Source organism: Pseudomonas sp. AC193, from assembly GCF_979258075.1.
Map to the genome: position 1 here is coordinate 5,620,829 of NZ_OZ409832.1, position 25,240 is coordinate 5,646,068.

Below are 25,240 nucleotides of genomic sequence, written 5' to 3' on the forward strand. Positions count from 1 at the left end.
GTTTTTATTCCCATGACCGCCTAGAAGTCTGCCGCCATGCGTCCTGCCCGTGCCCTGATCGACCTTCAAGCCCTGCGCCACAACTACCGAATTGCCCGCGAAGTCACCGGCGCCAAGGCGCTTGCGGTGATCAAGGCCGATGCGTACGGACATGGCGCGGTGCGTTGCGCCCAGGCGCTGGAAGCCGAGGCCGACGGTTTTGCCGTGGCTTGCATCGAAGAGGCTTTGGAGCTGCGCGCCGCTGGCATTCGTGCGCCGGTGTTGTTGCTGGAAGGCTTTTTTGAAGCTGATGAACTGGCGCTGATCGTCGAGCATGATTTCTGGACGGTGGTGCACTCGCTTTGGCAGCTCGAAGCGATCGAGCAGGCAGCGCTGAGCAAACCGATCACCGTGTGGCTGAAGCTCGATTCGGGCATGCACCGCGTCGGTTTGCATCCAAAGGATTATCCCGCGGCTTATCAGCGTCTGCTGGCCAGCGGCAAAGTGGCGAAAATTGTCTTGATGAGCCACTTCGCCCGCGCCGATGAACTGCACGCGCAGAGCAGCACCGAGCAAGTCGCGGTATTTGAAGCGGCGCGTCAGGGGCTGGCGGCTGAAGTCAGTCTGCGCAACTCGCCTGCCGTACTTGGTTGGCCGCAGATTCATAGTGATTGGGTGCGTCCGGGCATCATGCTCTACGGCGCGACCCCGTTCGAAGAAGCCAATGCTGTTGCCGATCGTTTGCAACCGGTGATGACCCTCGAATCGAAAGTCATCAGCGTGCGCGAACTGCCGGCCGGTGAGCCGGTGGGCTATGGCGCCAAATTCATCACCGACAAACCGATGCGCATCGGCGTGGTTGCCATGGGTTACGCCGACGGCTACCCGCGTCAGGCGCCGACCGGCACCCCGGTTCTGGTGGCGGGTAAACGCAGTCGCATTATCGGTCGCGTGTCGATGGACATGCTTTGCATCGATCTTACCGATGTGCCGGAAGCCGGTCTCGGTTCGACCGTTGAGCTCTGGGGGAAAAATATCCTCGCCAGTGAAGTGGCGAAGTGGGCCGACACCATCCCGTACCAGATCTTCTGCAACCTGCGTCGAGTGCCAAGGCTCTATTCCGAGGGTTGACGCCGCTGCGGGGGCCAAGTGTTGTAAATACTGAACGCTGTCGCCATGATAACGCTCAATATTCTTACAACATCAGGAGGCTCGCGCCTTGGACGTCGGTGAACGACTGCAATCGATCCGCAAGCTCAAAGGGCTTTCCCAGCGTGAACTCGCCAAACGCGCGGGCGTCACCAACAGCACCATTTCGATGATCGAAAAGAACAGCGTCAGCCCTTCGATCAGTTCGCTGAGAAAGGTGCTGGGCGGCATTCCCATGTCCATGGTCGAGTTCTTTTCCGAAGAAATCCTGCAGGAAGTTCCGACCCAGATCGTCTATAAGGCCAACGAGCTGATCGACATTTCCGACGGCGCCGTGACCATGAAACTGGTCGGCCGCGCGCACCCCAGCCGCGCCATCGCGTTCCTCAACGAAATCTACCCGCCGGGCGCCGATACCGGCGAAGAAATGCTCACCCATGAGGGCGAAGAAACCGGGATTCTGGTGGAAGGTCGTCTGGAATTGGTGGTGGGCCTTGAAACTTTTATTCTCGAAGCCGGCGACAGCTACTACTTTGAAAGTACCAAGCCGCATCGTTTCCGTAATCCGTTCGACTTGCCTGCGCGACTAATCAGCGCAGCCACGCCGGCAAACTTTTAAACCAAGAGGCGCCAGGCCACTACGGCAAAGGCACCCAAGCTGTTTTACCGATGCGCAACAAGACCCCTTTAATCATGGGGTTGTTTCAGTGTGGCGGGCTACCCGCTATACTTGCGCCCGCCTGCGAACCGTGGCCGCAGGCGTGAATAGCCACCATTGAGGGTGAACGCGTGAACCTAATTATGAAAATGCTGGCTGCACCAGCAACCGTACTGGCCCTCTGGGCTGTCAGCGCTCAAGCTGCGACGAATGACGACATTGCCAAACGCCTCGAGCCTGTCGGCCAGGTGTGCGTTCAAGGTCAGGAATGCAAAGGGATGGAAGTGGCTGCGACTGCCGGCGGCGGTGGCGGCGCGAAAACCCCCGACGAAGTGATTGCCAAACATTGCAACGCTTGCCACGGTACCGGGTTGTTGGGTGCGCCGAAAATTGGTGACACGGCCGCGTGGAAAGAGCGTGCTGATCACCAGGGCGGCCTTGATGGCATCCTTGCCAAAGCCATCACCGGTATCAATTCGATGCCGCCGAAAGGCACCTGCGCCGATTGCTCGGATGCTGAGTTGAAGGGTGCGATCGAGAAGATGTCCGGCCTGAAATAAGGCGTGCATCTGATGAAAAAAACCGTCTTCGGACGGTTTTTTTGTGCCTGCGATTCAAGAGCCCCTCACCCCAGCCCTCTCCCGGAGGGAGAGGGGGCCGACCGCAGTGTCTGACGCTCTACATCGACCTGAAAAACCTTAGCGACTATGGATTCGGTACATCACGTTCAAGTCGGCGTACCTCCCAAATATCCCCCATTCAGTCCCCTCTCCCTCCGGGAGAGGGGACGACCGCGGTTTCTTGCGTCCGACATCGACCTGAAAGACCTTAGCGACTATGGATTCGGTACATCACGTTCAAGTCGGCGTATCTCCCAAATATCCCCCATTCAGTTCCCTCTCCCTCCGGGAGAGGGCTAGGGTGAGGGCAAGCAAGCTCCAGCCATAAACACCTCCTGTGGCCGACAATTGTCCAGGACTTTGGGGCTGTTCTTTGCAGCAAACTCAAGGCAATCTCGGTCTACCCCTATTCACGGAACGGGCAGGAGGCTTCAGATGGTGCAGTTGTGTTCGATCGAATTAGCAGTGGACGACGTGCTGGCGCGCTTGCCGGCGCATATCCACATGGGCATGCCACTGGGCCTGGGCAAACCCAATCACTTCGTCAACGCGCTGTACCGGCGGATCAAAGGCCTGCCCCAGCGGCAGCTGACGATCTACACCGCGCTGTGCCTCGGTCGCCCGGCGTTGGGCGACGGCTTGCAAAAGCGCTTCATCGAACCCTTCGTCGAGCGCGTCTTCGGTGACTACCCGGAATTCGATTTCCTCGCCGACCTGCACCGCGACAGCCTGCCCGCCAACATCCGCATCGAACAGTTCTTCATGCAGCCCGGCAGCCTGCTCAACAGCGCGCCGGCCCAGCAGGATTACGTCAGCAGCAACTACAGCCACGCCGCCCGCGACATCAACGCCGCCGGGCTGAATCTGGTGGCGCAGTTATTGGCCAGCAGCAGCGAACACCCGGATCGCCTGAGCCTGAGCTGCAACCCCGACATCACCCTCGATCTGTTGCCGATGATCGCCAAGCGCCGCGAAGACGGGGAGACCATTTTGCTGGTCGGCCAAGTGCACACCGATCTGCCGTACATGCCCGGCGACGCCGAAGTCGACATCGACACCTTCGACCTGCTGATCGACGAAAAGGACAGCAGCACGCTGTTTTCCACGCCGAACATGCCGGTGGGGTTTCAAGATCATTTCATTGGTTTACACGCGAGTACGCTGGTGCGCGACGGCGGTACGTTGCAGATCGGCATCGGTTCGATGGGCGATGCCCTCACCGCAGCGTTGCTCGCACGTCAGGCGGATAACGCCGGTTATCAGGCGTTGCTCGACGACATCAACCTCAGCCAGTGGGCACAGTTGATCAACCGCGAGGGCGGCACCGGGCCATTCGCCAAAGGCCTGTACGGTTGCAGCGAAATGTTCGTCAACGGCCTGCTGGTGCTGGCGGATGCCGGGATCATCCGGCGCAAGGTTTACCCCGATGTGCCGACGCAGGAGCAGGCCAACGCCGGCACCCTCGACGAAGCGGCGCAAACCGACGGCATTTCCGTGCACGGCGGTTTCTTTCTCGGCCCGCGCAGTTTCTACGAGCGATTGCGCGAGTTGCCGCTGAGCAAACGCCTCGAATTCAACATGACCCGCATCAGCTACATCAACGAGCTCTACGGGCAGGAAGAACTCAAGCGCTTGCAGCGCCTCGACGCGCGATTCATCAACACGGTGTTCACCATGACCTTGCTCGGCGCTGGCGTGGCGGATCAACTGGAGGATGGACGAGTACTCAGCGGAGTCGGCGGGCAGTACAACTTCGTCGCGCAGGGCCATGCGTTGCACGACGCGCGCTCGATCCTGATCCTGCGCAGTTGGCGTGAATCCGGCGGCGACGTCAGCTCCAACATCGTCTGGGAATACGGCCACTGCACGATCCCACGGCATCTGCGCGACATCGTCGTGACCGAATACGGCATCGCTGATCTGCGCGGTAAAACCGATGCCGTAGTGATCGAATCGCTGCTGAACATCAGCGATTCACGCTTCCAGCCGGGCCTGATCGAACAAGCGCAAAAGGTCGGCAAACTGCCAAAGGATTTCCGCCTCGATCCGCGCTTCACCGAGAACACGCCGCAGCGTTTGCAAGCCATCGCCGCACGGCACAAAAACCTGTTTCCGGAGTACCCGCTGGGCTGTGATTTCTCCCCGATCGAACGGGATCTACTGCGGGCGCTGAACTGGCTAAAAAGCAAATTCAAACTCACCGAAATCCTCGAACTGGGCAAAGCCGCCATCGACGCCCCCGAGGCATCGCTCTACCCCGAACACCTCGAACGCATGCAACTCACAAACCCGGAAGGCCTGAAAGAAGACCTCTTCCAACGCCTGCTCCTCACCGGCCTAAAAGCCACCACCCAAACCCCGTAGGAGCTGCGGCACGCTGCGATCTTTTGATCCTGATCTTTAAAAGATCAAAAGATCGCAGCCTCGTTGCACTCGACAGCTCCTACACAAGTTACGCCTAAATCTGAATGAATACGGAGTGTCATCCGTAGTCCCGTTCTGAAAATCATCAATCACTGAGTTTTTGGATTGTCGTCGGCATTCGCCTGTCGATAGGTTTGTCTGTGGTCTATCCAGCAGCAAATCCGGAGGGTACAGAGTGTCAGCATCGAAGAAATACTTGCCACAAGAGTCTGTCGAGCAGGCCTTACTCCTCACTGACTTAACCGAAAAGAACCAACCCGACCACGCAGTCCGACTACTGCTCAATGAAGTCCTTCAAGGACTCGCAGCAAGAGGCTGGCCCCGAGCGCAGTTGCAGGTTGGGCCAAGGATCGTGTCCGCCGAAGAGAACTACGGTTTGCTGGGTTACGACCCGGCAGAAATTACCCTTGGCAGCGAGCACACACGTTGGGTCGATGAGCATTCGCTTTTGCGAACGCAGACCACCAGCCAGATTCCTGCGGCGCTTCAGCAGGCCGCCGAGGTTCGTCGGCCGGGACAAACCATTTTGCTGGCAGCACCAGGCATTACCTTCAGGCGTGATAGCCGAGATCGTTGGCATTGCGCCGAGCCGCACCAAATGGATATCTGGGTATTGGGCGACCCGGAGCTGGCATCCCATGAGCATTTACTGCGTCTTGTCGGCGATATTTTGCAGTCGGCCGTCCCGGAAAAGTCCTGGGTTTATAGCGACAGTCCACATCACTACACCGAGGGCGGGATTGAAGTGAATGTGTTGAATGATGGCGTGCCGGTCGAGGTTCTTGAGTGCGGGCGTATCGCGAAGTCGCTGTTGCAGCGTTTGCAGATTGATCCGCTGCGCCATGGCGGACTCGCTCTTGGGATGGGGCTGGATCGCCTGACGATGTTGCGCAAAGGCATTCCTGATATTCGTTTGTTGCGTGATCAGAATGTGCGCGTGCAGGCGCAGATGCATGATCTGGTTCAGTGGACTGCGGTATCCCGTTTGCCGTCGATTGCCCGCGATATCTCGTTGGCAGTAACGCCGGGATTGAGTGAAGAGGTATTGACCGAGAGGATGTTGCAGGCGGCAGGGGATTGCTCTGGATGGATCGAGGAGATGCGCATCAAGGGGCGCTGGCCACGTTCGGATTTACCGGCGCAGGCCATTGAGCGACTCGGGATGTTACCGGGTCAGGAGAATGTGCTTTTGCATGTGGTGCTGCGTGATTGTTCTCGCTCGATTACCACCGGTGAAGCGAATGCCTTGTACGCGGATATTCAAGCTGCGATGCACGAAGGGGTACCGGGGGCGGGGTACAGAATGGATTTGTCGAAGGTTTGAGACTTACCTGTGGGAGCGAGCCTGCTCGCGAAAGCGGTGGATCAGTCAAAGAATAGGTTGACTGACACGACGCCTTCGCGAGCAGGCTCGCTACCACAGGGAAATTGCGGTGCGGCTTTGTTCGATGAAAATATCGACGTGCTGCAGTGTTGCTGATTATCGACGCTATTCGGCCAAGAGGCCGCCGCGCAATAACTGCCAGTCCCAAAACAACTGTAGGAGCAAAGCTTGCTCGCGAAAGCGGTGGTTCAGTCAAATAATCGACTGACACAACGCCTTCGCGAGCAAGCTCGGCTCCTACAAGGGTATTGCGATGTGGCTTTATTCGATGAAGGTGACAACGCCGCCTGTCAGCGATTTAACGCGGGCCAGCGATTCGACGCGGTAGCCTTGCGAGTCCAGTTCGGCGCGGCCGCCCTGGAACGACTTCTCGATGACGATGCCCAGGCCGGCCACGGTGGCGCCGGCCTGTTTGATGATCGAGATCAGCGCTTGCGAGGCCTTACCGTTGGCCAGGAAGTCGTCGATGATCAGCACGCGGTCGCTGCTGGTCAGGTGGCGCGGGGAGATGGCCACGGTGCTTTCGGTCTTTTTGGTGAACGAGTACACGGTCGCCGACAGCAGGTTTTCCGTCAGGGTCAGGGACTGTTGCTTGCGGGCGAAGATCACCGGCACGCCGAGGTTCAGACCGGTCATGATCGCCGGGGCGATGCCCGAGGCTTCGATGGTGACGATCTTGGTGATGCCCGAATCCTTGAACAGCGCGGCGAATTCGTCGCCGATCAGTTTCATCAGGGCCGGGTCGATCTGGTGGTTCAGGAAGGCGTCGACCTTCAGGACCTGGTCGGAAAGCACAATGCCTTGTTCGCGGATTTTCTGGTGCAATGCTTCCATGAAGCTGTCCTCTTTTGGCGCTTTGTGCGCCGAAGGTCTAGTAAAAAAAGTGGTCAATTCTAGCGCTTTAACATCGCGCGTATATCAGCCAATGCGCTGTTGCCGCGCACGACTTTGACTTCGGTCGGTGTGTCGTCGTTGCCTTCCCAGGCCAGATCGTCCGGTGGCAGCTCATCGAGGAAGCGGCTCGGCGCGCAGTCGATGATCTCGCCGTACTGCTTGCGCTTGGCGGCGAAGGTGAAGGCCAGGGTCTGACGCGCGCGGGTGATGCCCACGTAGGCCAGGCGGCGTTCTTCTTCGATGGTGTCGGCTTCGATGCTGGAACGGTGCGGGAGAATTTCCTCTTCCATGCCCATTATGAACACGTAAGGGAATTCCAGACCCTTGGACGCATGCAGGGTCATCATCTGCACGCCTTCGGCACCGTCTTCCTCTTCCTGCTGACGTTCGAGCATGTCGCGCAGAACGAGTTTGCCGATCGCATCCTCGACGGTCATTTCGCCTTCTTCGTCCTTCTCAAGAGTGTTTTTCAACGCCTCGATCAGGAACCAGACGTTGCTCATCCGGTAATCGGCGGCCTTGTCGCTGGAGCTGTTGGTGCGCAGCCAGTTCTCGTAGTCGATGTCCATGACCATGCTGCGCAGCGCGGAGATCGGATCTTCGCCGGCGCACTGCTCGCGCACTTTGTCCATGAAGCGCTTGAAGCGCGACAGGCGATCGGTGAAACGGCTGTCCAGATGCTCGCCCAGACCGATTTCGTCGGTGGCGGCGTACATCGAGATCTTGCGTTCGGTGGCGTAGTTGCCGAGTTTTTCCAAAGTAGTCGAGCCGATTTCGCGGCGCGGCACGTTGATCACGCGCAGGAAGGCGTTGTCGTCATCCGGGTTCACGATCAGGCGGAAGTAGGCCATCAGGTCTTTCACTTCCTGGCGGCCGAAGAAGCTGTTGCCGCCGCTCAGGCGATACGGCACCTGGTGGTGCTGCAACTTCAGCTCGATCAGTTTGGCCTGATAGTTACCGCGATAGAGGATCGCGAAATCGCTGTACGGGCGGTCGGTGCGCAAGTGCAGGCTGAGGATTTCCATGGCCACGCGCTCGGCTTCGGCGTCTTCGTTGCGGCAGCGGATCACGCGGATCTCGTCACCGTGGCCCATCTCACTCCACAGCTGCTTTTCGAATTCGTGCGGGTTGTTCGAGATCAGCACGTTGGCGCAGCGCAGAATGCGACTGGTCGAGCGGTAATTCTGCTCGAGCATCACCACTTTCAGCGATGGATAGTCGTCCTTGAGCAGCATCAGGTTTTCCGGCCGCGCGCCGCGCCAGGCGTAGATCGACTGGTCGTCGTCGCCGACCACGGTGAACTGGTTGCGTTTGCCGATGAGCATTTTTACCAGCAGGTACTGGCTGGCGTTGGTGTCCTGATATTCATCGACGAGCAGGTAGCGCACCTTGTTCTGCCACTTTTCGAGGATGTCGGCGTGTTCTTCGAAGAGTTTTACCGGCAGCAGGATCAGGTCGTCGAAGTCCACCGCATTGAACGCTTTGAGCGTGCGCTGATAGTGGGTGTAGACGATGGCGGCAGTCTGTTCCTTGGGATTACGCGCGTTCTCCAGCGCCTGAGGCGGCAGGATCAGGTCGTTTTTCCAGGCGCCGATCATGTTCTTGATCTCGTCGACGCCGTCTTCGCCCGCGTATTCCTTCTGCATGATGTCGGTCATCAGGGACTTGACGTCGGTCTCGTCGAAAATCGAGAAACCGGGTTTGTAGCCCAGCCGCACGTGCTCCTTGCGGATGATGTTCAGACCGAGGTTGTGGAAGGTGCAGACCGTCAGGCCGCGCCCTTCGCCGGCGCGCAACAGGGTACCGACCCGCTCTTTCATCTCGCGCGCGGCCTTGTTGGTAAAGGTCATGGCGACGATGTACTGGGCGCGGATGCCGCAGTTCTGGATCAGGTGCGCGATTTTGCGCGTGATCACGCTGGTCTTGCCGGAGCCAGCACCGGCGAGCACCAATAGAGGGCCGCCGACGTAGTTCACGGCTTCTTGCTGCCGGGGATTGAGTCGGGACATACGAAAATTCGGGAGTCGTTGACGAAATGGGCCGGCATTTTAACAGGCTCAGAGATTTGTGCTGCTCTGTCCGACTTGTGACGTACCACGCGATTCAAATTTGCCGGTTTTGTTACTTTCACGCAGGATGCGCGGTGATTTTGCGGCTAATGTTCTCATTCGTGACACAAAATAACGTTTCGATATCCGTTGTCATTTGGTCATTGGTCAGCGCAACGGCATAATGCCCCCGCCCACATCATTGCAGAGTCTAGGGAGCTAGCTTGTCTACGCCTGTCGAACCCTTGCGTTTGCTGCTACTGGCCGAAGAGCCAGCGTGGACAGCGTTATTGCGTGAGTGTCTGGCTCCGATGGGGAGCGCGGCGGTGCTGATCAGCGCGCCGAGCTGGGAGTCGGTCAGCAGTTTGTTCGAAGACAACCGCCATGCGGTGTTATTGACCCTTCCTGCGTTGCAACCGGCACCCGGCCGCTGCAGCCTGCCGACGGTATTGTTGCTCGACCACGAACCGGACACCGCGCCGGTTGGCGTCAGTGACTGGCTGGTGTTCGACGCCCTCGACCCCGGCATGCTGCGCCGTTGCCTGCGCCATGTGCGCGAACGCGGCGTTCTCGAAAACACCCTGCAACGCCTCGCCGAACAGGATCCTTTGACCGGCATCGCCAACCGTCAGGGTTTCCAGACTTTGCTGACAGCGCGTCTTGCTGAAGGCGATGGTCGCGGCCTGGCCCTCGGGCATCTCGATCTCGATAACTTTCGCCACGCCAACGACGCCCTCGGCCATCAGGCTGGCGATCGGCTGATCCTGCAGGTCGTGGCGCGGCTGAAAAGTCAGTTGGAAGCCGGCGATCAACTGGCACGTCTCGGCAGCGATGAATTTGCTTTGCTGATCGACACCCGCCGCGCGCCGCAACGCGCCGAGTGGATGGCCGAACGCATCACCGAAGCACTCGCCGAACCGTATTGGGTGGATGGCGAAAGCCTGCTCATAGGCTCCAGCCTCGGCATCGCCCACGCCCGCGCGCAGGCTGGCGCTGACCCGCTGATGTGGCATGCGCACATCGCCATGCAGCAGGCCAAGAGCACGCAGGGCTGCACCTTTCATATCTTCAACGAACGCATCAACCGCAACGCGCGGAGCATGGCCGACCTCGAAAGCGAGCTGCGCCGGGCCTTGCGTCGTGATGAGCTGGAATTGCATTACCAGCCACGCCTGAATCTTGAGGACGGCCAGATTGTCGGCCTCGAAGCCTTGGTGCGCTGGCGCCATGGCGAACGTGGTTTACTGCCGCCGAGTGAGTTTGTTCCTTTGGCCGAGCAGAGTGGGTTGATCGTGCCGCTGGGTTACTGGGTGATTTCCCGGGCGTTGCGCGATATGCAGGCACTGCGCGAACGCGGATTGCCGGCGCTGCACATGGCGATCAACTTGTCGTTCCGCCAATTTCAGGACAGTCAGTTGTTGCCGACGCTGAGCCGCTTGATCGCTGAGCGGGGTGTAGAGGCGCAATGGCTGGAATTTGAACTGACGGAAACGGCGGTGATGCGCCGTAGTGATCTGGTCAAGCAGACCATGGATGCGTTGGGCCGCCTCGGTGTGCGTTTCTCGCTGGATGACTTTGGCACCGGGTTCTCGTCGTTCGTGCACCTCAACAGCTTGCCGATCACTTTGCTGAAGATCGACAAGAGTTTTGTCGGTGGCATGGAACAGCGCGAAGAGAACCGCAAACTGGTGCACGCGATGATCAACCTTGCGCACAACCTGCATCTGGAAGTGGTGGCGGAAGGGGTTGAGACGCCGGAACAACTGGAATTGCTGCGCGGGTTTGGTTGCGATCAGGTGCAGGGTTATCTGATCAGCCGGCCGTTGCCGTTGGCAGAGCTGGTTGAATACCTGACGTTTGGCTCAAGCCAACAGCCTGCCCTCGAAATCGTGAGCTGACCCAAGTCTTCGGGTCAGGCACAAATCCCTGTGGGAGCGGGCTTGCTCGCGAAGGCGCCGTGTCAGTCAATGCACATATCGACTGACCCACCGCTTTCGCGAGCAAGCCCGCTCCCACAGGGGATCCTCACTCCGGTTGTGCGACGGCGTATTGCCGTAAAGACACAGGCTCCAGCCGAATCATCCGCTTCATCTTCCACTCAAACGCCAACGTCAGACTCACCGCCGCGCACGCCAACCCCAGCGCCAATCCCCACCAGACGCCCGTCGGCCCCCAGTTCAAGTGGAATGCCATCCACCACGCCGCTGGCGCGCCAATCAGCCAATAACAGCCGAGCCCGACCAGGAACGTGGTCTTCGCATCCTTGAGCCCGCGAATACAGCCCATGGCAATCGTCTGCGTGCCGTCGAACAGCTCGAACCATGCCGCCACGGCCAGCAGGCTCACCGCCAAACGAATCACTTCGGCAAACGCCGGATCGTTGTGATCAAGGAATAACCCGACCAATTGATTCGGCAAGAACCAGAACACCATCGCAAACCCGAGCATCACCACCGCACCAAAGACAATCCCGACCCGGCCTGACATCCGTGCATCGAGCAATTGCCCGGCGCCGTAATGTTGGCCGATGCGCATGGTGATCGCATAAGACATCCCCGCCGGCACCATGAACGCCACCGAAACAATCTGCAGGGCGATCTGATGCGCGCCCAATTGCGTGCTGCCCATGGTGCCCATGCACAGTGCTGCGAAGGCGAACAAACCGACTTCCACCGCGTAGGTGCCACCGATCGGCAGACCGAGGCGCCAGAGCTCTTTCAGGTACTGTCGATTCGGCCGCGATAACCCTGCGCGCAGCGGATAAGCGTCATACGCCGGGTGCCGACGAATGTGCCAGGCCAACCCCAGCGCCATGCAGTTGGCGACAATCGCCGTGACCAGGCCGATGCCCATCAGGCCCATTTTCGGCAGACCGAACATGCCGGTGATCAGCGCGTAATTGAGCAGGAAGTTGGCCACGGTGCCGGCCAGACTGATGACCATCACCGGTGTCGCCCGACCAATTGCACTGGTGAAACCGCGCAGGGCCATAAAGCTCAGGTAGCCGGGCAGGGCGAAGGGCAGGGCGATCAGGAATTGCCCGGCGGCGTTGACGTTGGTTTCGGTCTGGCCGAACAGCAGCAACACCGGTTTCAGGTTCCACAGCAGCAAACCGGCGCCCAGCGCCATCAGCCACGCCAGCCACAATCCGGCCTGGGTCAGACGGGCCGCGCCAATGATGTCGCCCGCACCTTTGCGAATCGCTACCAAGGTGCCGACTGCGGCAATCACACCGATGCAAAAAATCGACACAAACGAATAAGTCGCCGCGCCCAGACCGCCGCCGGCCAGCGCTTCGGGACTGAGGCGCGCCATCATCAAAGTGTCGGTCAGCACCATCAACATGTGCGCCAACTGTGAAGCGATCAACGGCCCTGCCAGCCGCAGAATGGCCCAGAGTTCAGTACGCACAGGATGTTGCATGGGTATCACCACTCAATTTTCAGAGGTAACAGGAGACCGTCGATTCTCGGCGCTTGGCAGGCATTGCACAAAGGGATAAAAAGGATGGGTGGCATGACTAAAACTCATCCTGAATAGATTCCGCTCATTTCGCTGCATCCCGCCACTGGAGCTTTGTGCATGGCCCGTCGACTTCCTCCGTTGTATGCCCTGCGCGCATTTGAAGCGGCGGCGCGACATAGCTCGTTCACCCGCGCGGCGGAAGAACTGTCGATCACCCAGAGCGCGGTGAGTCGGCATATTCGTACGCTGGAAGAGCATTTTGCCTGCCGCTTGTTTCACCGCAGCGGTCGCAATCTGCAACTGACTGAAGCGGCGCGGCTGCTGTTGCCGGGGATTCGCGAAGGTTTCACGGCGCTGGAGCGCGCCTGCAATACCTTGCGCGCCGAGGACGACATCCTGCGCATGAAAGCCCCGTCGACCCTGACCATGCGCTGGTTGCTGGCGCGCCTGAGTCGCTTCCGCCACCTGCAGCCGGGCAACGAGGTGCAACTGACCAGTGCGTGGATGGATGTCGATTCGGTGGACTTCAATGATGAGCCGTTTGATTGCGCCGTGTTGCTCAGCGACGGCCATTTTCCGCCGGACTGGGAAGCGAGTTTGTTGTTTCCCGAAGAACTGATCCCGGTCGGCGCGCCGAATCTGCTCAACGATCAACCGTGGGATCTTGATCGACTGGCAAACACCGAATTGCTCCACCCGACCCCGGATCGCCGCGACTGGCGCAGTTGGCTGGAGCACATGGGCTTGTCCGATCAGGTCTCGCTCAAGGGTGGGCAAGTGTTCGACACGCTGGAGCTTGGCATGATCGCGGCGGCGCGTGGCTATGGGGTATCAATGGGCGATTTGTTGATGGTCGCCGAAGATGTCGCGCAAGGACGCCTCAGTCTGCCGTGGCCGACCGCCGTTGCCAGTGGCCTGGATTATTACCTGGTGTGGCCAAAAACCCGTCCAGGAGGTGAGCGTTTGCGCCGCCTCAGCGATTTTCTTCAAGGCGAAGTCCGCGCCATGGAACTGCCGGCCGTTGCGCGCTTGAGCTGAAACGTTCGAGCCGCCACAATGCCGGCCCCGTGCCATACCCTCGCACAGCGCTCAAGTATTCGGAATTACCGCCGACTATGAGCAAGTGGAACCGTCGTGCCGGTCTCCATGCTTCACCCCCATTATTAGAATTATTCCGAGCATCAGCTGCGATCAAGGAGGATCCGGTGGCTCGGCCAGGAGCTGTTCATGTCTCAACCTCGCGCTCGGATTGCCTCGCAGCTGGGCCTTGCCCTTGCTGTGATTCTGGCGGTCGTCATCAGTGGCAGTACGGTGTTCGCGTTGCGTTCGCTGGATACCGCCAACCTCGCCACCCGTGAAGAACATCTGGCCAGTGAGGCGCGACTGCTGGCCGACCAACTGAGCACCTTCCACGGCACGTTGCGTGAAAGCACCCAGCGCCTCAGCGGGTTGTTCGAGAAGCGCTTCAGCAGCGGGTTGAGCCTTCATCCGGACGAGCCAGTGAGTGTTGCCGGCACCCAGACTCCGGGCCTGCATCTGGGCAGCGAAGTGCTGAACAACAACTTCAAGGAAGTCGACGAGTTCAAGCAGATGACCGCGGGCGTCGCCACGCTGTTCGTGCGCAGTGGCGAAGACTTCATCCGCGTCAGCACCTCGCTGACCAAACAGGACGGCAGCCGCGCCATTGGCACCTTGCTTGACCACGCCCATCCGGCCTACGCGAAGTTGATGGCCGGACAGGGTTATGTCGGCCGCGCCTTGCTGTTTGATCGTTCCTACATGACCCAATACACCCCGGTGCGCGATGGCAGCGGCAAAGTGATTGCGGTGCTGTTCGTCGGTTTCGATTACACCGATGCGCAGAATGCTCAGTTCGATAACCTCAAACGCTTCCGCATCGGTCAGACCGGCTCGCTGGCGTTGCTTGATGAGCAAAGCAAATGGCTGGTTCCACCAGCGGGCGTGCAGGCGCTGGATCAAGCGATCCCGCTGATCAAGGATCTGGCGAAATCGCCGGGCAAAGGCCAGTTCTGGGGCGACACGTCCGAAGATTTCTACAGTGTCGCGGTGCCGTTCGACGGCGGCCCGTGGTCGGTGGTGGCGAGCATGCCGAAAGCCGAGATTCGTGCAGTGACCTGGAGCGTCGGCACGCAACTGGCGATTGGCAGCCTGTTGGCGATGTTGCTGGCGGTCGGTTCGGCGATGTGGCTGCTGCGTTCGAAACTGCAACCGCTGGGTGATCTGGTGCGACAGGCCGAAGCCTTGGGCGCCGGTGATCTGAGCGTGCGTCTGGATGTAGCGAGTAACGACGAAATCGGTCAGTTGTCGCGCGCGTTCAACCAGATGAGCCAGGCGCTGTCGACCATGGTTGAGCACATTCGCCGTTCCTCCGCGGAGGTCAACAGCCGAGCGCAGGCACTGTCCGGTTTGTCTGGCGGTGCTTACGAAGGCATGGAGCAACAGTCCGGCGAAATCACCAGCATGGCCGGCGCGGTGGAAGAATTCAGCGCGACCTCGTTGAACATCGCCGACAACATGGGCGCGACCCAACGTCTGGCACAGGAAAACGCCCAGCAGACGCAGATTGGCCGCAGCTCGATGGAAGAAGCTTCGTCCTCTCTGGAGCAAATCGCTGGCGCCCTCAACAGCACCGCCACAGTGATCAACACGCTCGGTCAGCGCTCGCAGGAAATTGGCGGCATCGTTGGCGTGATCACCTCGATTGCCGAGCAGACCAATTTGCTGGCGCTCAACGCTGCAATTGAAGCGGCGCGTGCCGGTGAGCAAGGTCGCGGTTTCGCCGTGGTGGCGGATGAAGTGCGCAGCCTGGCTTCGCGTACCCGTCAGGCGACCGATGAAATCTCGGTGATGATCCACAGCATTCAGCAGGAAACCGGCAACGCGATCAGCACCATGGAGCAGGGCAATGTGCTGATGCAGGAAGGCTTGTCGCGTAACGCCAATGTCGCCTCGGCGCTGGCGCGGATTGATGAGCAGAGCCGTTCGGCGGGGCAGCAGTTTGCTGCGATTACCACGGCGACTCAGGAGCAGAGCAGTACCGCGACGTTGCTGAGCAGCAATTTGCAGAGCATTGCGTTGGCCAACAGTGAGCAGCGTGAGGTTGTTTCGAATCTGGCGGTGACGGCTAAAGAGCTGGAAGGCTTGGCGGCGGACTTGCGTGCCGAGGTTGATCGGTTTCGTTGATGGGTGGCTGAAATCGCTATCGCGAGCAGGCTCACTCCTACAGGTGTATTGGTTGGTCGCAATGTTTGTGATCACTGAAGATCCCTGTAGGAGTGAGCCTGCTCGCGATCGCCTCACTGCCAATCCTGGATAAAACACTCGAGCTCTTGCTCTTTCACACTTGCTGAAACGTTTCCGCAGCGCTATAAAAATGGCACAACTCCAATAAAGGCTGCTGCCATGACCCCGCTCAAACTCGCCGTCGCCCTCGGCGCATTCTCTGCTGCTTCCCACGCCATGGCCTGGGATTACGTCCTCCTCGATACCAACAAGTCCGCGCAAAACTGGAGCATCACCAGTGAGCAGCTCGGCGTGAAAACCGACAAACCCTTCTCCGTCAGCCTGCGTACCTTGCACGGGGGGCGGCAGGAAGGCGTCAGCATCGTCGATATCGATAACGGCACGATGAAACTCTCGGTGGTGCCAACCCGAGGGATGAACGTCTTGCAGGCCTCTGTCGGCAACGTGCGCATGGGTTGGGATTCGCCGGTCAAGGACGTGGTCAACCCGGCCTTCATCGAGCTCAACGGGCGCGGTGGTCTGGGCTGGCTGGAAGGTTTCAACGAGCTGGTCGCCCGCTGCGGTTACGAATGGGTTGGCCATCCCGGCATGGACAACGGTGAACTGCTGACCTTGCATGGCCGCGCCGCCAACATCCCGGCCAGTACCGTCACGCTGCACATCGACGAAAAGCCACCCTACGCCATCAGCCTGCGCGGCGAGCTGAAAGAGCAGGCCTTCAAGAAAGTCGACTTCTCGGTCGTCACTGAACTGGTCACCGAACCTGGCAGCGTGCGCTTTGCACTTAACGATACGCTGACCAACAACGGCGACTATCCAAAGGAATACCAGGCGCTGTATCACAGCAATTTCAGCACGCCGTTCCTCGAGCAGGGCGCCCGTTTTGCTGCACCGGTAAAACAGGTCTCGCCGTTCAACGACAAGGCCAAGGGCGATCTGGCTGACTGGCAGACTTATCGTGCGCCGACCAAGGACTACGACGAAACCGTCTACAACGTCGTGCCCTATGCCGACGCCAAAGGTGAAACCCTGACTGTTCTGCATAACAAGGCGGGCAGCCTTGGTGTTTCTGTTGGCTTCAATACCCAGCAGTTGCCGGTGTTTTCCCTGTGGAAAAACACCGATACCCAAGGGCAGGGCTATGTCACGGGGCTGGAGCCGGGCACCAGTTTTTCTTACAACCGCCGCTATCAGCGTCCGTTGAATCTGGTGCCGACCATCGCACCGAAGGAACACAAACAGTTCCAGATCAGCTACAGCCTGCTCGCAGACAAAGGTGCTGTGGATAACGCCTTGAAGCGTGTGACCGAGATTCAGGCGGGGCGCGACACCGAAGTGCGGCAGACGCCGCTGGTTGATCTGACCGAGCATTAAGGTGTCGCCGGCCGATATTGCAGCGCCTCGGCCAAGTGTTCGCGTTTGATTGCATCGACTTGTTCGAGGTCTGCCAGTGTCCGGGCGACCTTGAGCAGGCGATGGGCCGAGCGCAGCGAAAGCGTTAATCGCTCACAGGCCGACTCGAGCCATTTTTCATCGGCTGTGGATAACGCGCAGTGCCGCTTCAGCCCCGGCAAATCAAGAAATGCATTGGCGCAGCCCTGACGTTTCTGCTGTCGTTCCCGCGCCTCGGCGACCAAGGCAGCGGCGGTGGCACTGTCCTCTCCCGGTTTTACCTGCGGATTCAACGCGGTCGCCTCCCGCGCGACCGTCAGGTGCAGATCAATTCGATCCAGCAGCGGCCCCGATAGCTTGTTGCGATAGCGCTGCACCATGTCCGGGGTGCAGGAACATTTGCCGCTGGGCTCGCCAAGATATCCACAGGGACATGGATTCATCGCCGCCACCAATTGAAAGCGCGCCGGAAAACGCACGCGATCCTTGGCTCGGGAAATCACGATGTGTCCGGACTCCAATGGCTCGCGCAGCACCTCCAGAACCTTGCGATCAAACTCCGGCAATTCATCGAGAAACAGCACGCCGTGGTGGGCGAGGGTGATTTCACCAGGTTGCGGTTTCGAGCTGCCGCCGACCAGTGCCGGGCCGGATGCCGAGTGATGCGGCTGGCGAAACGGCCGCTGCGGCCAGTGGGTCAGAGGCACGCAACTGGCGACCGATTGAATGGCCGCCACTTCCAGTGCCTCGCTTTCGGCAAGTGGTGGCAGCAACCCGGGCAGGCGACTGGCCAACAAGGTTTTGCCCGTCCCCGGCGGGCCGCTGAACAACAGGTTATGCGCGCCCGCCGCGGCAATCAGCAGCGCACGTTTGGCAGCTGATTGGCCTTGGACTTCGTTGAGATCGGGATAGGGTTTGCTGGCGTACATCAGGCCGTTCGAGACATACGGTTCAACCGGCGTATGGCCATTGAAATGCGCCACCGCCTCCAGCAGATGATCCACCGCAAACACCTTCAACCCCGAAGCAAGGCAGGCCTCCTCAGCATTCGCTCGCGGCACCACCAGCGCACGACCCGCCTTGCGCGCCGCCAATGCTGCCGGCAACACGCCACGCACCGCTCGTACGGCGCCGGACAGCGCCAACTCACCAAGACATTCCACATCATCCAGCGTCAGACACGGCACCTGCACACTCGCCGACAGAATCCCCAAGGCAATCGCCAGATCAAACCGCCCACCGTCCTTTGGCAAATCCGCTGGCGCCAGATTCAAGGTGATCCGCCGCGCGGGAAACTGCAGCCCGGAATTGATGATCGCGCTGCGCACCCGATCCTTGCTCTCCTTCACAGCCGCCTCGGGCAGGCCGACCATGGTCAGCGACGGCAGACCGTTGGCCAGATGGACTTCGACGGTAACAGCGGGGGCTTCCACGCCAATCTGGGCGCGACTGTGGACGATGGAGAGGGACATGGTCGTTCCTTGAGCTGAATCGGGGAGCCGCTTCCTGCGGTTTTTTTAAGGGTAGTTGAGCCGGGTTTCAGTGCTGAAATAGAGGTTTACAAGACGTATCAAGACCCGATGGGCTGTCACTGCTTGCCTGAATTGGAGCGTTGACTCTCGACCGGCATTGACGGATCATCCTGTTCGAGGACTGCAACTGCGCATTCGTCGGGACTGGGCACCAGCAAAAGCTCCCCCGCATTTTTGGCAGCAGAGAAAGCTGGTTTCTCTGAAGTAGTGACGACGGGCTAGCCTGTCGGATTCTGAACCCACGGCCGTAAAGCCCGGAGCTAAAGAATCGCTGCGACTACTCCTCAAAAAACACTTAAAAGGCGTCCATCGGACGCCTTTTTTTATTTCTGATTTGATGGTGCTCGTGGTATCTGCCCCACTAACGTGCCATGTGCGCGTTTTTGCGGGTACCAAGTCACCACGAAGTAACCAAATCCTGTGGCGCGCTCGTGTCGCGGTTCAAGAATCAGTGTTCCCATAGATGTCCTCAGTACCGCGACCCTGTTTCCACATCGCTGTTCTTTGAACTCACAATAGATTTGTGCTCCCGGGACAATCATTTTCGCAACAATCGCTGCTATCCCATCGGCAGTCTGGCAACCATGCTTGAGCAAATCGGCACTATGGGCTTCCCAAATGTGCACTACGCCAAAACCACTATTCGCTCGACGGTGGATACCTACACGCAGATAAATCTTCCCGCCTGGCAAGCCGAATTTTGGCATATCGGGGATCGTGCCAAAGGTGTAACCACCATCTGGATGCTGAACCAGCGTGTTTTCTTTGAGCTTAAGCAGATCAGACAAGAGGGATCCAGAACCAGAGTGTCTGGCGATCAATGTGTATCGCCTGGAACTCGACAAATAGGATCGACCAGCGCAGGCGAAAACCACCAGCCTAATCACAGCGAAGAACTCACGTAATCAGGCGCAGACGCTGATTCTCGTAGGGTTATGCCCTAATAGTTGTAGGACGCCGGCGAAACGGTTTGCCCGATTCGCTGATCAGCAGGGTGTTTTCGATCTGGTTGTGGATCAGGGTTTTTCGGGTTTGGTATTGGTCGGGGTCGAGTTTTCGCAGCATGCGTTCGTTGAGGTGGATGTGCAGCAGGCGGCTCAGGTCTCGGGCGCAGAACCAGGGTTGGTTCTGGATGAGGAGGGCGTGGAGGGGGAGTTTGTGGCGGGTGAAGATATTAGGTGTCAGGTAGTTTTCGTCCATGGTTCAGTTCTCGAATTCAAGTGAAGAAAACTGCTTCTGTTCGTCGCCAAACGAAAAGGGTGGCAGCTATGCGCGGGTTGGCGAACCGGTGAATTCGAAACCGGCAGACCCTGAGGTCTCCCACGCAAAGCCGCCATAACTCGTTGAGAGAAAAAACCTCTCTGTGAGTTTAGTTGCATTGCGTCAAATTCGATCCAGGTCGCCAAACCCGGTGCTGAACATTCAGCATCGGGTGAGCTTAGAAACCTGGGCTTTTCGGCGCAATCGGACGGCGGTCATTCAGGTTGTAGGACGTTGCCGGGATGGTTGAAGGGCTGGAGATCAAAAGATCGCAGCCTTCGGCAGCTCCCACAGGGGGTTGCGGGGTTATTCAGCAGGCGGTGTCAGCTTGGCTTCCATCTCGGCGACTTTGGCTTCGAGGCTTTCGAGGCGAGCGCGAGTGCGGGCCAGAACGACCATCTGACTATCAAACTCTTCACGGCTCACCAAATCGAGTTTGCTGAAGGCACTTTGCAGCAGCATCTTGAACTGGCTTTCGATTTCGGCTTTCGGCAGCGGGGTGTCGCCGCTGAAGAGGCGGGAGGCGGTGCCGCTCAGGGCGTCGAGGAAGTCTTTGGGCGCGAGCATGGTGGATGTCCTGGAAACAATGGCCGGCAGTGTATCACGCAGTGTCTATAGTCAATCTCGCGGTCAGGGATGCACGCTTTTCGCGCAGGCGGACGGACGGCGACGCACCGTTGTTGTGCGTATCCGGATGGGGTTTTGCACGGGATGGCGTGCGACAGCGGCCAAGGGATTGAAATCAGTGGTTTTTGGCGAGATGGCAAGCTTTCTGCTTAGTCACCTTCGACCCATGCACTGATGCAGTCGCTGTGACGAATGCAGTGCGGCAGACGGAGCGGGGAGTTTCGTCGGCAGCGGTTAGCTGGCGTCAGTCGGGCAGGTACGGCCGACGATGCGTTACAAAGCCAGGCACTGCGCTTAGACTTGAGTCGGGTTTGTTTTCCTGGGGCAAGTCCACCAATTCGGGAGAGAGTTTTCATGAAGCTAGTCACTGCCATCATCAAGCCGTTCAAGTTGGACGACGTGCGCGAGTCGCTGTCCGAAATCGGCGTGCAGGGCATTACCGTTACTGAAGTCAAAGGCTTCGGCCGGCAGAAGGGTCACACCGAGCTGTATCGCGGCGCGGAATATGTGGTCGATTTTCTGCCCAAGGTGAAAATCGACGTGGCCATCGACGACAAGGATCTGGATCGGGTTATCGAGGCGATAACCAAGGCGGCCAACACCGGCAAGATCGGTGACGGCAAGATCTTCGTGGTCAATCTGGAACAGGCGATTCGCATCCGTACCGGCGAAACCGATACCGACGCGATTTAACCGCCGCCACAAACCCCAACGCCCCAGGAGAAAACAATATGACTCTGCGTAAATTCGCAGGGCTAGGAGCCCTGTTGTCCATCGTAATGCCAAGCCTTGCAATGGCGGCAGACGAAGTGGCGGCCCCAGTCCTCAATTCCGGCGACACTGCCTGGATGCTCACCTCGACGGCACTCGTGCTGTTCATGACCATTCCCGGCCTGGCGCTGTTCTACGGCGGCATGGTTCGCTCGAAAAACATTCTTTCCGTGATGATGCAGTGCTTCGCCATTACCGGTCTGATCAGCATCCTGTGGGTCATTTATGGCTACAGCATTGCGTTCGACACCACCGGCATGGAGCAGGGCGTCGTCAACTTCAACTCGTTCTTCGGCGGCATGGGCAAGGCGTTCCTCGCCGGTGTCACGCCTTCGAGCCTGACCGGTCCTGCGGCGCTGTTCCCTGAAGCGGTGTTCATCACCTTCCAGATGACTTTCGCGATCATCACCCCGGCGCTGATCGTCGGTGCGTTCGCCGAGCGGATGAAGTTCTCCGCGATGCTGATCTTCATGGGCATCTGGTTCACCCTGGTTTACGCGCCGATCGCGCACATGGTCTGGTTCGGCAACGGCGGCCTGATGTGGGACTGGGGCGTGCTCGACTTCGCGGGCGGCACCGTGGTGCACATCAACGCCGGTGTCGCTGGTCTGATCTGCTGCCTGGTGTTGGGTAAGCGTAAAGGCTTCCCGACCACCCCGATGGCTCCGCACAACCTCGGTTACACCCTGATGGGCGCGGCGATGCTGTGGGTCGGCTGGTTCGGCTTCAACGCCGGTTCCGCTGCGGCGGCCAACGGCACTGCCGGCATGGCGATGCTGGTTACCCAAATCGCTACCGCTGCGGCGGCGCTGGGCTGGATGTTTGCCGAGTGGGTCACCCACGGCAAGCCAAGCGCACTGGGCATTGCTTCGGGTGTGGTTGCCGGTCTGGTCGCGATCACTCCGGCTGCCGGCACCGTGGGCCCGATGGGCGCACTGGTGATCGGTCTGGCCGCAGGCGTGGTGTGCTTCTTCTGCGCCACCACCCTGAAACGCAAACTCGGTTATGACGATTCCCTGGACGCGTTCGGTGTACACGGTATCGGCGGTATTCTCGGCGCGATCCTTACCGGTGTCTTCGCTGCGCCGGCTCTGGGTGGCTTCGGCACCGTCACCGATATCGGCGCGCAAGTCTGGATTCAGGTCAAAGGCGTCGGCTTCACGGTGATCTACACCGCGATCGTCACCTTCATCATCCTCAAGGTGCTGGACGCCGTCATGGGTCTGCGTGTGACCGAGGAAGAAGAATCGGTCGGCCTCGATCTGGCACAACACAACGAACGCGGCTACAACCTGTAAGTACGCGCACTGAAAAAAATTGCCCGGTTCGCCGGGCATTTTTTTGTCCGGGATTTGTCATTAAGCGACAGGCTGAAAGGATTTTTCGTACGCCTTTAGTCGTGTTTACGACGACGGTTTTTCACCGGCCAAACGCTTACGTGATTGCACGCGTATTAGGGCCTTTGTTTTTTCCCAGAGCGCGCTAGAATGCGCCCCGAACGTGCGGAGAACTGTATGTGGCAACAGACTCTGATTACCCTGCGGGCACGGCCCCGGGGCTTTCATCTGGTAACGGACGAGTTACTCGCTGGCCTGCCTGAACTCAGGGAGTGCCGGGTCGGTCTGTTGCATTTGTGGCTGCAGCATACCTCGGCGTCGTTGACCATCAACGAGAACGCCGATCCGGCGGTACGTCGCGACTTCGAACGATTTTTCAATCGTCTGATCCCACAAGGAACAGACGGCTATGAGCATAACGACGAAGGCCTGGACGACCTCCCGGCGCACTTCAAGGCCAGCGTGCTTGGTTGTCAGATCAGTCTGCCGGTGTCGGCAGGGCGACTGGCACTGGGTACCTGGCAAGGTGTTTATCTGGGCGAGCACCGTGATCATGGCGGTGCCCGTAAAGTCCTCGCCACCTTGCACGGTGAAGGGGCATAAACCGTTGGTCACCAATGGTTACTGATTTTTTAACGGCGACTTTCGACAGTTGCCAAAGCTGGTCTATAACTAATCTGCTTTTCGCAAGTCATGAGGTAGAACATGAGCGACGATGATCTGGAAAACGACGACCTCGAAGTAGGCGACGAAGACGAGGCCGAGGAAGGCCTGGAAGCAGCAGCGGAAGACGTTGCTGACGACGATGGCGGTGACGATACGCCGGCCCCTGCTGCCAAAGGCAAAGCCAAGGCTGCGGTGTCGGTAGACGAGTTGCCGAGCATTGAAGCCAAGAACAAGGAACGCGACGCCCTGGCCAAGGCCATGGAAGAGTTCCTGTCGCGCGGCGGAAAAGTGCAGGAAGTGGAGGCCAATGTGGTCGCCGATCCTCCGAAGAAGCCGGACAACAAGTACGGTAGCCGCCCTATCTGAGGCGTGCCGCTTGCTTGCTGAAAAAGCCCGCCGTCGCTGCGGGCTTTTTAGTTCTACAAGCCGCTAAATACGAGCCAATAGAATAAATTATGTCTCCAGCCCCACACGTAGCCCCACACCTATTGCTTGCGCGAAGCTCCTTTTTCCTAAAGCGTGAATTGCCCACCGGCTGTTTACGTGAGCAGACAAAGTCGGGGGTTTGTGGTTTTTGACGTTCAAAAAAAGGCCACATGGGATTGATACGGGCTGGCGCGCTATTTTGGTGGCCAATTAAGGCCTTCCGAACGAGGAACCTGATCTTCGCCTTGCTGCGCGCGGCGACGACGGCGCTGACTGGCAAGACGTTCGTGTTCGCGTTCGGCGTCGTAGGGAACCCACGCCTCATCCTCCGGATTTTCGGCGAATCGAGCCTCCAACTCGCTGTCCGTCCACCCAACTAGGTATGCGAGGCGACGCCGCTCGGTTTGATCCGGATGCCAGCGCCAAGTTGACCGCAGGAAGTTCCACTTGATCCATCCCGCCATCGAGCGGACATTAGGCGGCATAAGGATCATGCAGTCGAGATTGCGACATCTACGCTCAAACTCGTTGAACGGCTCGAAGAAGAAGTCAAGGTAGTCTGACATGTCGCTGTCGATAAACAGCTGCTTCAGATCATGGACTTCCTCGTCGCCTAGCTCGCCCCTCGCGAGACCCATTAGACGGTTGTGATAAGTAGTGAAAACCGAGCCAACAGCCGACATCGACGTCGCTACCTCCGCGTCGGGGCACCGCCCTCCAACTTCTCCTTCGGTCGATCGATCGAGGTTGCTATTGATTAGCTCCGCAAAATCCCGAAGCGCTGTATCCATCCGTGTCAGATAGGTCGGCGCTAGCGCGCTCAGCGCCTGTCGGTCGGCGATCCGCTGGGATTCAAAGGCAATCTCCGAGGCGCGAGCCTGCTGTCGACCCTGGTCAAGTAACTGGCGCTGCTGCAATCGAAACGCGAGGCCGACCCATACAAGGGACAACGGCACCAATGCCCCCGACAAGTAGGATCCCCACTTATCGAATTCGGTGAGCGCCGTCTCTGGCAGAAACCAGCAGAAAACGTGCGCCGCGCTGTTACTGCAGACGTCGAGCTTTACGACGAGCGGCGCGCCCAAGACGATCACGATATAGATAAGGGATACAATTCCCGCCCAACTCGTCAAATTTCGAGAGGGCGCAGGGGCTGCTTGGGTGTCGCTGGTAGGTTGGTGCAAATGAAGACCATTTTTGAGGATACGAATTTTTCGTCGCTGATCGGATCGCTGTCCAACTAGGAGCACATCGCAAGCGGATTAAACGGCAGCTATTGGGATCAACAATGTCCCCGCCGAACGGCGACAACTGGATGCACTGCCGGCCGGCCGCTTAGTCTAA

General features: G+C 58.9%; 20 protein-coding genes and 1 pseudogene. 13 read left to right on the plus strand and 8 right to left on the minus strand.

Annotated elements, in window-relative coordinates; all coding sequences use genetic code 11:
* Window positions 1-36: 36 nt before the first annotated feature.
* The 5 genes from alr (at window position 37) to srmL (ending at window position 6,154) form a co-directional block, all read left to right on the plus strand.
* Window positions 37-1,110: an alanine racemase gene (gene alr / locus ACZZ0D_RS25190; RefSeq protein WP_282353598.1), complete on the plus strand. Its 1,074-nt coding sequence runs from the start codon at window positions 37-39 to the stop codon at window positions 1,108-1,110.
* A gap of 88 nt (window positions 1,111-1,198) precedes the next feature.
* On the plus strand, window positions 1,199-1,747 hold the full coding sequence (locus tag ACZZ0D_RS25195) for a cupin domain-containing protein (RefSeq protein WP_008086779.1): 549 nt from the start codon (window positions 1,199-1,201) through the stop codon (window positions 1,745-1,747).
* Window positions 1,748-1,929: 182 nt separating this feature from the next.
* Window positions 1,930-2,346, plus strand: coding sequence for a c-type cytochrome (locus ACZZ0D_RS25200; RefSeq protein WP_430948063.1), 417 nt, complete (start codon window positions 1,930-1,932; stop codon window positions 2,344-2,346).
* A 495-nt stretch (window positions 2,347-2,841) separates the two neighbouring features.
* On the plus strand, window positions 2,842-4,770 hold the full coding sequence (locus ACZZ0D_RS25205; RefSeq protein WP_463554557.1) for an acetyl-CoA hydrolase/transferase C-terminal domain-containing protein: 1,929 nt from the start codon (window positions 2,842-2,844) through the stop codon (window positions 4,768-4,770).
* Window positions 4,771-5,005: 235 nt separating this feature from the next.
* Window positions 5,006-6,154: a PheS-related mystery ligase SrmL gene (gene srmL / locus ACZZ0D_RS25210; RefSeq protein ID WP_463554558.1), complete on the plus strand. Its 1,149-nt coding sequence runs from the start codon at window positions 5,006-5,008 to the stop codon at window positions 6,152-6,154.
* Between the two features lie 321 nt (window positions 6,155-6,475).
* On the opposite strand, the gene ACZZ0D_RS25215 is transcribed toward srmL, so the two are convergent.
* Together ACZZ0D_RS25215 and rep are read right to left on the minus strand one after the other, a co-directional pair.
* Window positions 6,476-7,048, minus strand: a complete 573-nt coding sequence (locus ACZZ0D_RS25215) for a xanthine phosphoribosyltransferase (RefSeq protein WP_016985833.1) — start codon at window positions 7,046-7,048, stop codon at window positions 6,476-6,478.
* A 59-nt stretch (window positions 7,049-7,107) separates the two neighbouring features.
* Window positions 7,108-9,117, minus strand: coding sequence for a DNA helicase Rep (gene rep, locus ACZZ0D_RS25220; protein WP_053124992.1), 2,010 nt, complete (start codon window positions 9,115-9,117; stop codon window positions 7,108-7,110).
* A gap of 263 nt (window positions 9,118-9,380) precedes the next feature.
* Here rep and ACZZ0D_RS25225 point away from each other — a divergent pair, with 263 nt between their 5' ends.
* Window positions 9,381-11,054, plus strand: coding sequence for a putative bifunctional diguanylate cyclase/phosphodiesterase (locus ACZZ0D_RS25225; protein WP_463554559.1), 1,674 nt, complete (start codon window positions 9,381-9,383; stop codon window positions 11,052-11,054).
* Between the two features lie 127 nt (window positions 11,055-11,181).
* On the opposite strand, the gene ACZZ0D_RS25230 is transcribed toward ACZZ0D_RS25225, so the two are convergent.
* Window positions 11,182-12,579, minus strand: a complete 1,398-nt coding sequence (locus ACZZ0D_RS25230; protein WP_463554560.1) for a NorM family multidrug efflux MATE transporter — start codon at window positions 12,577-12,579, stop codon at window positions 11,182-11,184.
* A 159-nt stretch (window positions 12,580-12,738) separates the two neighbouring features.
* Here ACZZ0D_RS25230 and ACZZ0D_RS25235 point away from each other — a divergent pair, with 159 nt between their 5' ends.
* The 3 genes from ACZZ0D_RS25235 (at window position 12,739) to ACZZ0D_RS25245 (ending at window position 17,259) form a co-directional block, all read left to right on the plus strand.
* Window positions 12,739-13,659: a LysR substrate-binding domain-containing protein gene (locus ACZZ0D_RS25235; RefSeq protein WP_212550372.1), complete on the plus strand. Its 921-nt coding sequence runs from the start codon at window positions 12,739-12,741 to the stop codon at window positions 13,657-13,659.
* Window positions 13,660-13,848: 189 nt separating this feature from the next.
* Entirely contained in the window at window positions 13,849-15,825 is a 1,977-nt protein-coding gene (locus tag ACZZ0D_RS25240) for a methyl-accepting chemotaxis protein (protein WP_463554561.1), read from the plus strand.
* 219 nt (window positions 15,826-16,044) lie between these two features.
* Window positions 16,045-17,259 (plus strand): aldose 1-epimerase family protein, encoded by a 1,215-nt coding sequence (locus ACZZ0D_RS25245; protein WP_463554562.1) that lies wholly within the window; start codon window positions 16,045-16,047, stop codon window positions 17,257-17,259.
* Here the strand turns inward: ACZZ0D_RS25245 and ACZZ0D_RS25250 are convergent.
* From ACZZ0D_RS25250 to ACZZ0D_RS25265, 4 genes and pseudogenes are all read right to left on the minus strand, one after another.
* On the minus strand, window positions 17,256-18,749 hold the full coding sequence (locus tag ACZZ0D_RS25250; RefSeq protein WP_053124981.1) for a YifB family Mg chelatase-like AAA ATPase: 1,494 nt from the start codon (window positions 18,747-18,749) through the stop codon (window positions 17,256-17,258). The genes ACZZ0D_RS25245 and ACZZ0D_RS25250 overlap by 4 nt on opposite strands.
* Window positions 18,750-19,132: 383 nt before the next feature.
* A complete protein-coding gene (locus tag ACZZ0D_RS25255) occupies window positions 19,133-19,597 on the minus strand; it encodes a hypothetical protein (RefSeq protein ID WP_463554563.1) in 465 nt (154 codons plus the stop codon).
* Window positions 19,598-19,781: 184 nt separating this feature from the next.
* A pseudogene (locus ACZZ0D_RS25260) lies at window positions 19,782-20,009 on the minus strand (BRO-N domain-containing protein); the annotation flags it as partial.
* A gap of 366 nt (window positions 20,010-20,375) precedes the next feature.
* Window positions 20,376-20,636 carry an accessory factor UbiK family protein gene (locus tag ACZZ0D_RS25265; protein ID WP_007920416.1) on the minus strand — a complete coding sequence of 87 codons (261 nt, stop codon included), beginning with the start codon at window positions 20,634-20,636 and terminating at the stop codon, window positions 20,376-20,378.
* 414 nt (window positions 20,637-21,050) lie between these two features.
* Between ACZZ0D_RS25265 and glnK the strand changes: the two genes are divergently transcribed.
* From glnK to sutA, 4 genes are all read left to right on the plus strand, one after another.
* Window positions 21,051-21,389, plus strand: a complete 339-nt coding sequence (glnK, locus tag ACZZ0D_RS25270) for a P-II family nitrogen regulator (RefSeq protein ID WP_002555808.1) — start codon at window positions 21,051-21,053, stop codon at window positions 21,387-21,389.
* A gap of 38 nt (window positions 21,390-21,427) precedes the next feature.
* A complete protein-coding gene (locus ACZZ0D_RS25275; protein ID WP_463554564.1) occupies window positions 21,428-22,765 on the plus strand; it encodes an ammonium transporter in 1,338 nt (445 codons plus the stop codon).
* A gap of 216 nt (window positions 22,766-22,981) precedes the next feature.
* Window positions 22,982-23,407 carry a secondary thiamine-phosphate synthase enzyme YjbQ gene (locus tag ACZZ0D_RS25280; protein WP_007920418.1) on the plus strand — a complete coding sequence of 142 codons (426 nt, stop codon included), beginning with the start codon at window positions 22,982-22,984 and terminating at the stop codon, window positions 23,405-23,407.
* A gap of 102 nt (window positions 23,408-23,509) precedes the next feature.
* Window positions 23,510-23,836, plus strand: a complete 327-nt coding sequence (sutA, locus tag ACZZ0D_RS25285; protein ID WP_007920420.1) for a transcriptional regulator SutA — start codon at window positions 23,510-23,512, stop codon at window positions 23,834-23,836.
* 254 nt (window positions 23,837-24,090) lie between these two features.
* Here the strand turns inward: sutA and ACZZ0D_RS25290 are convergent, their stop codons facing one another.
* Window positions 24,091-24,981, minus strand: coding sequence for a hypothetical protein (locus ACZZ0D_RS25290; protein ID WP_463554565.1), 891 nt, complete (start codon window positions 24,979-24,981; stop codon window positions 24,091-24,093).
* Between the last annotated feature and the right edge of the window lie 259 nt (window positions 24,982-25,240).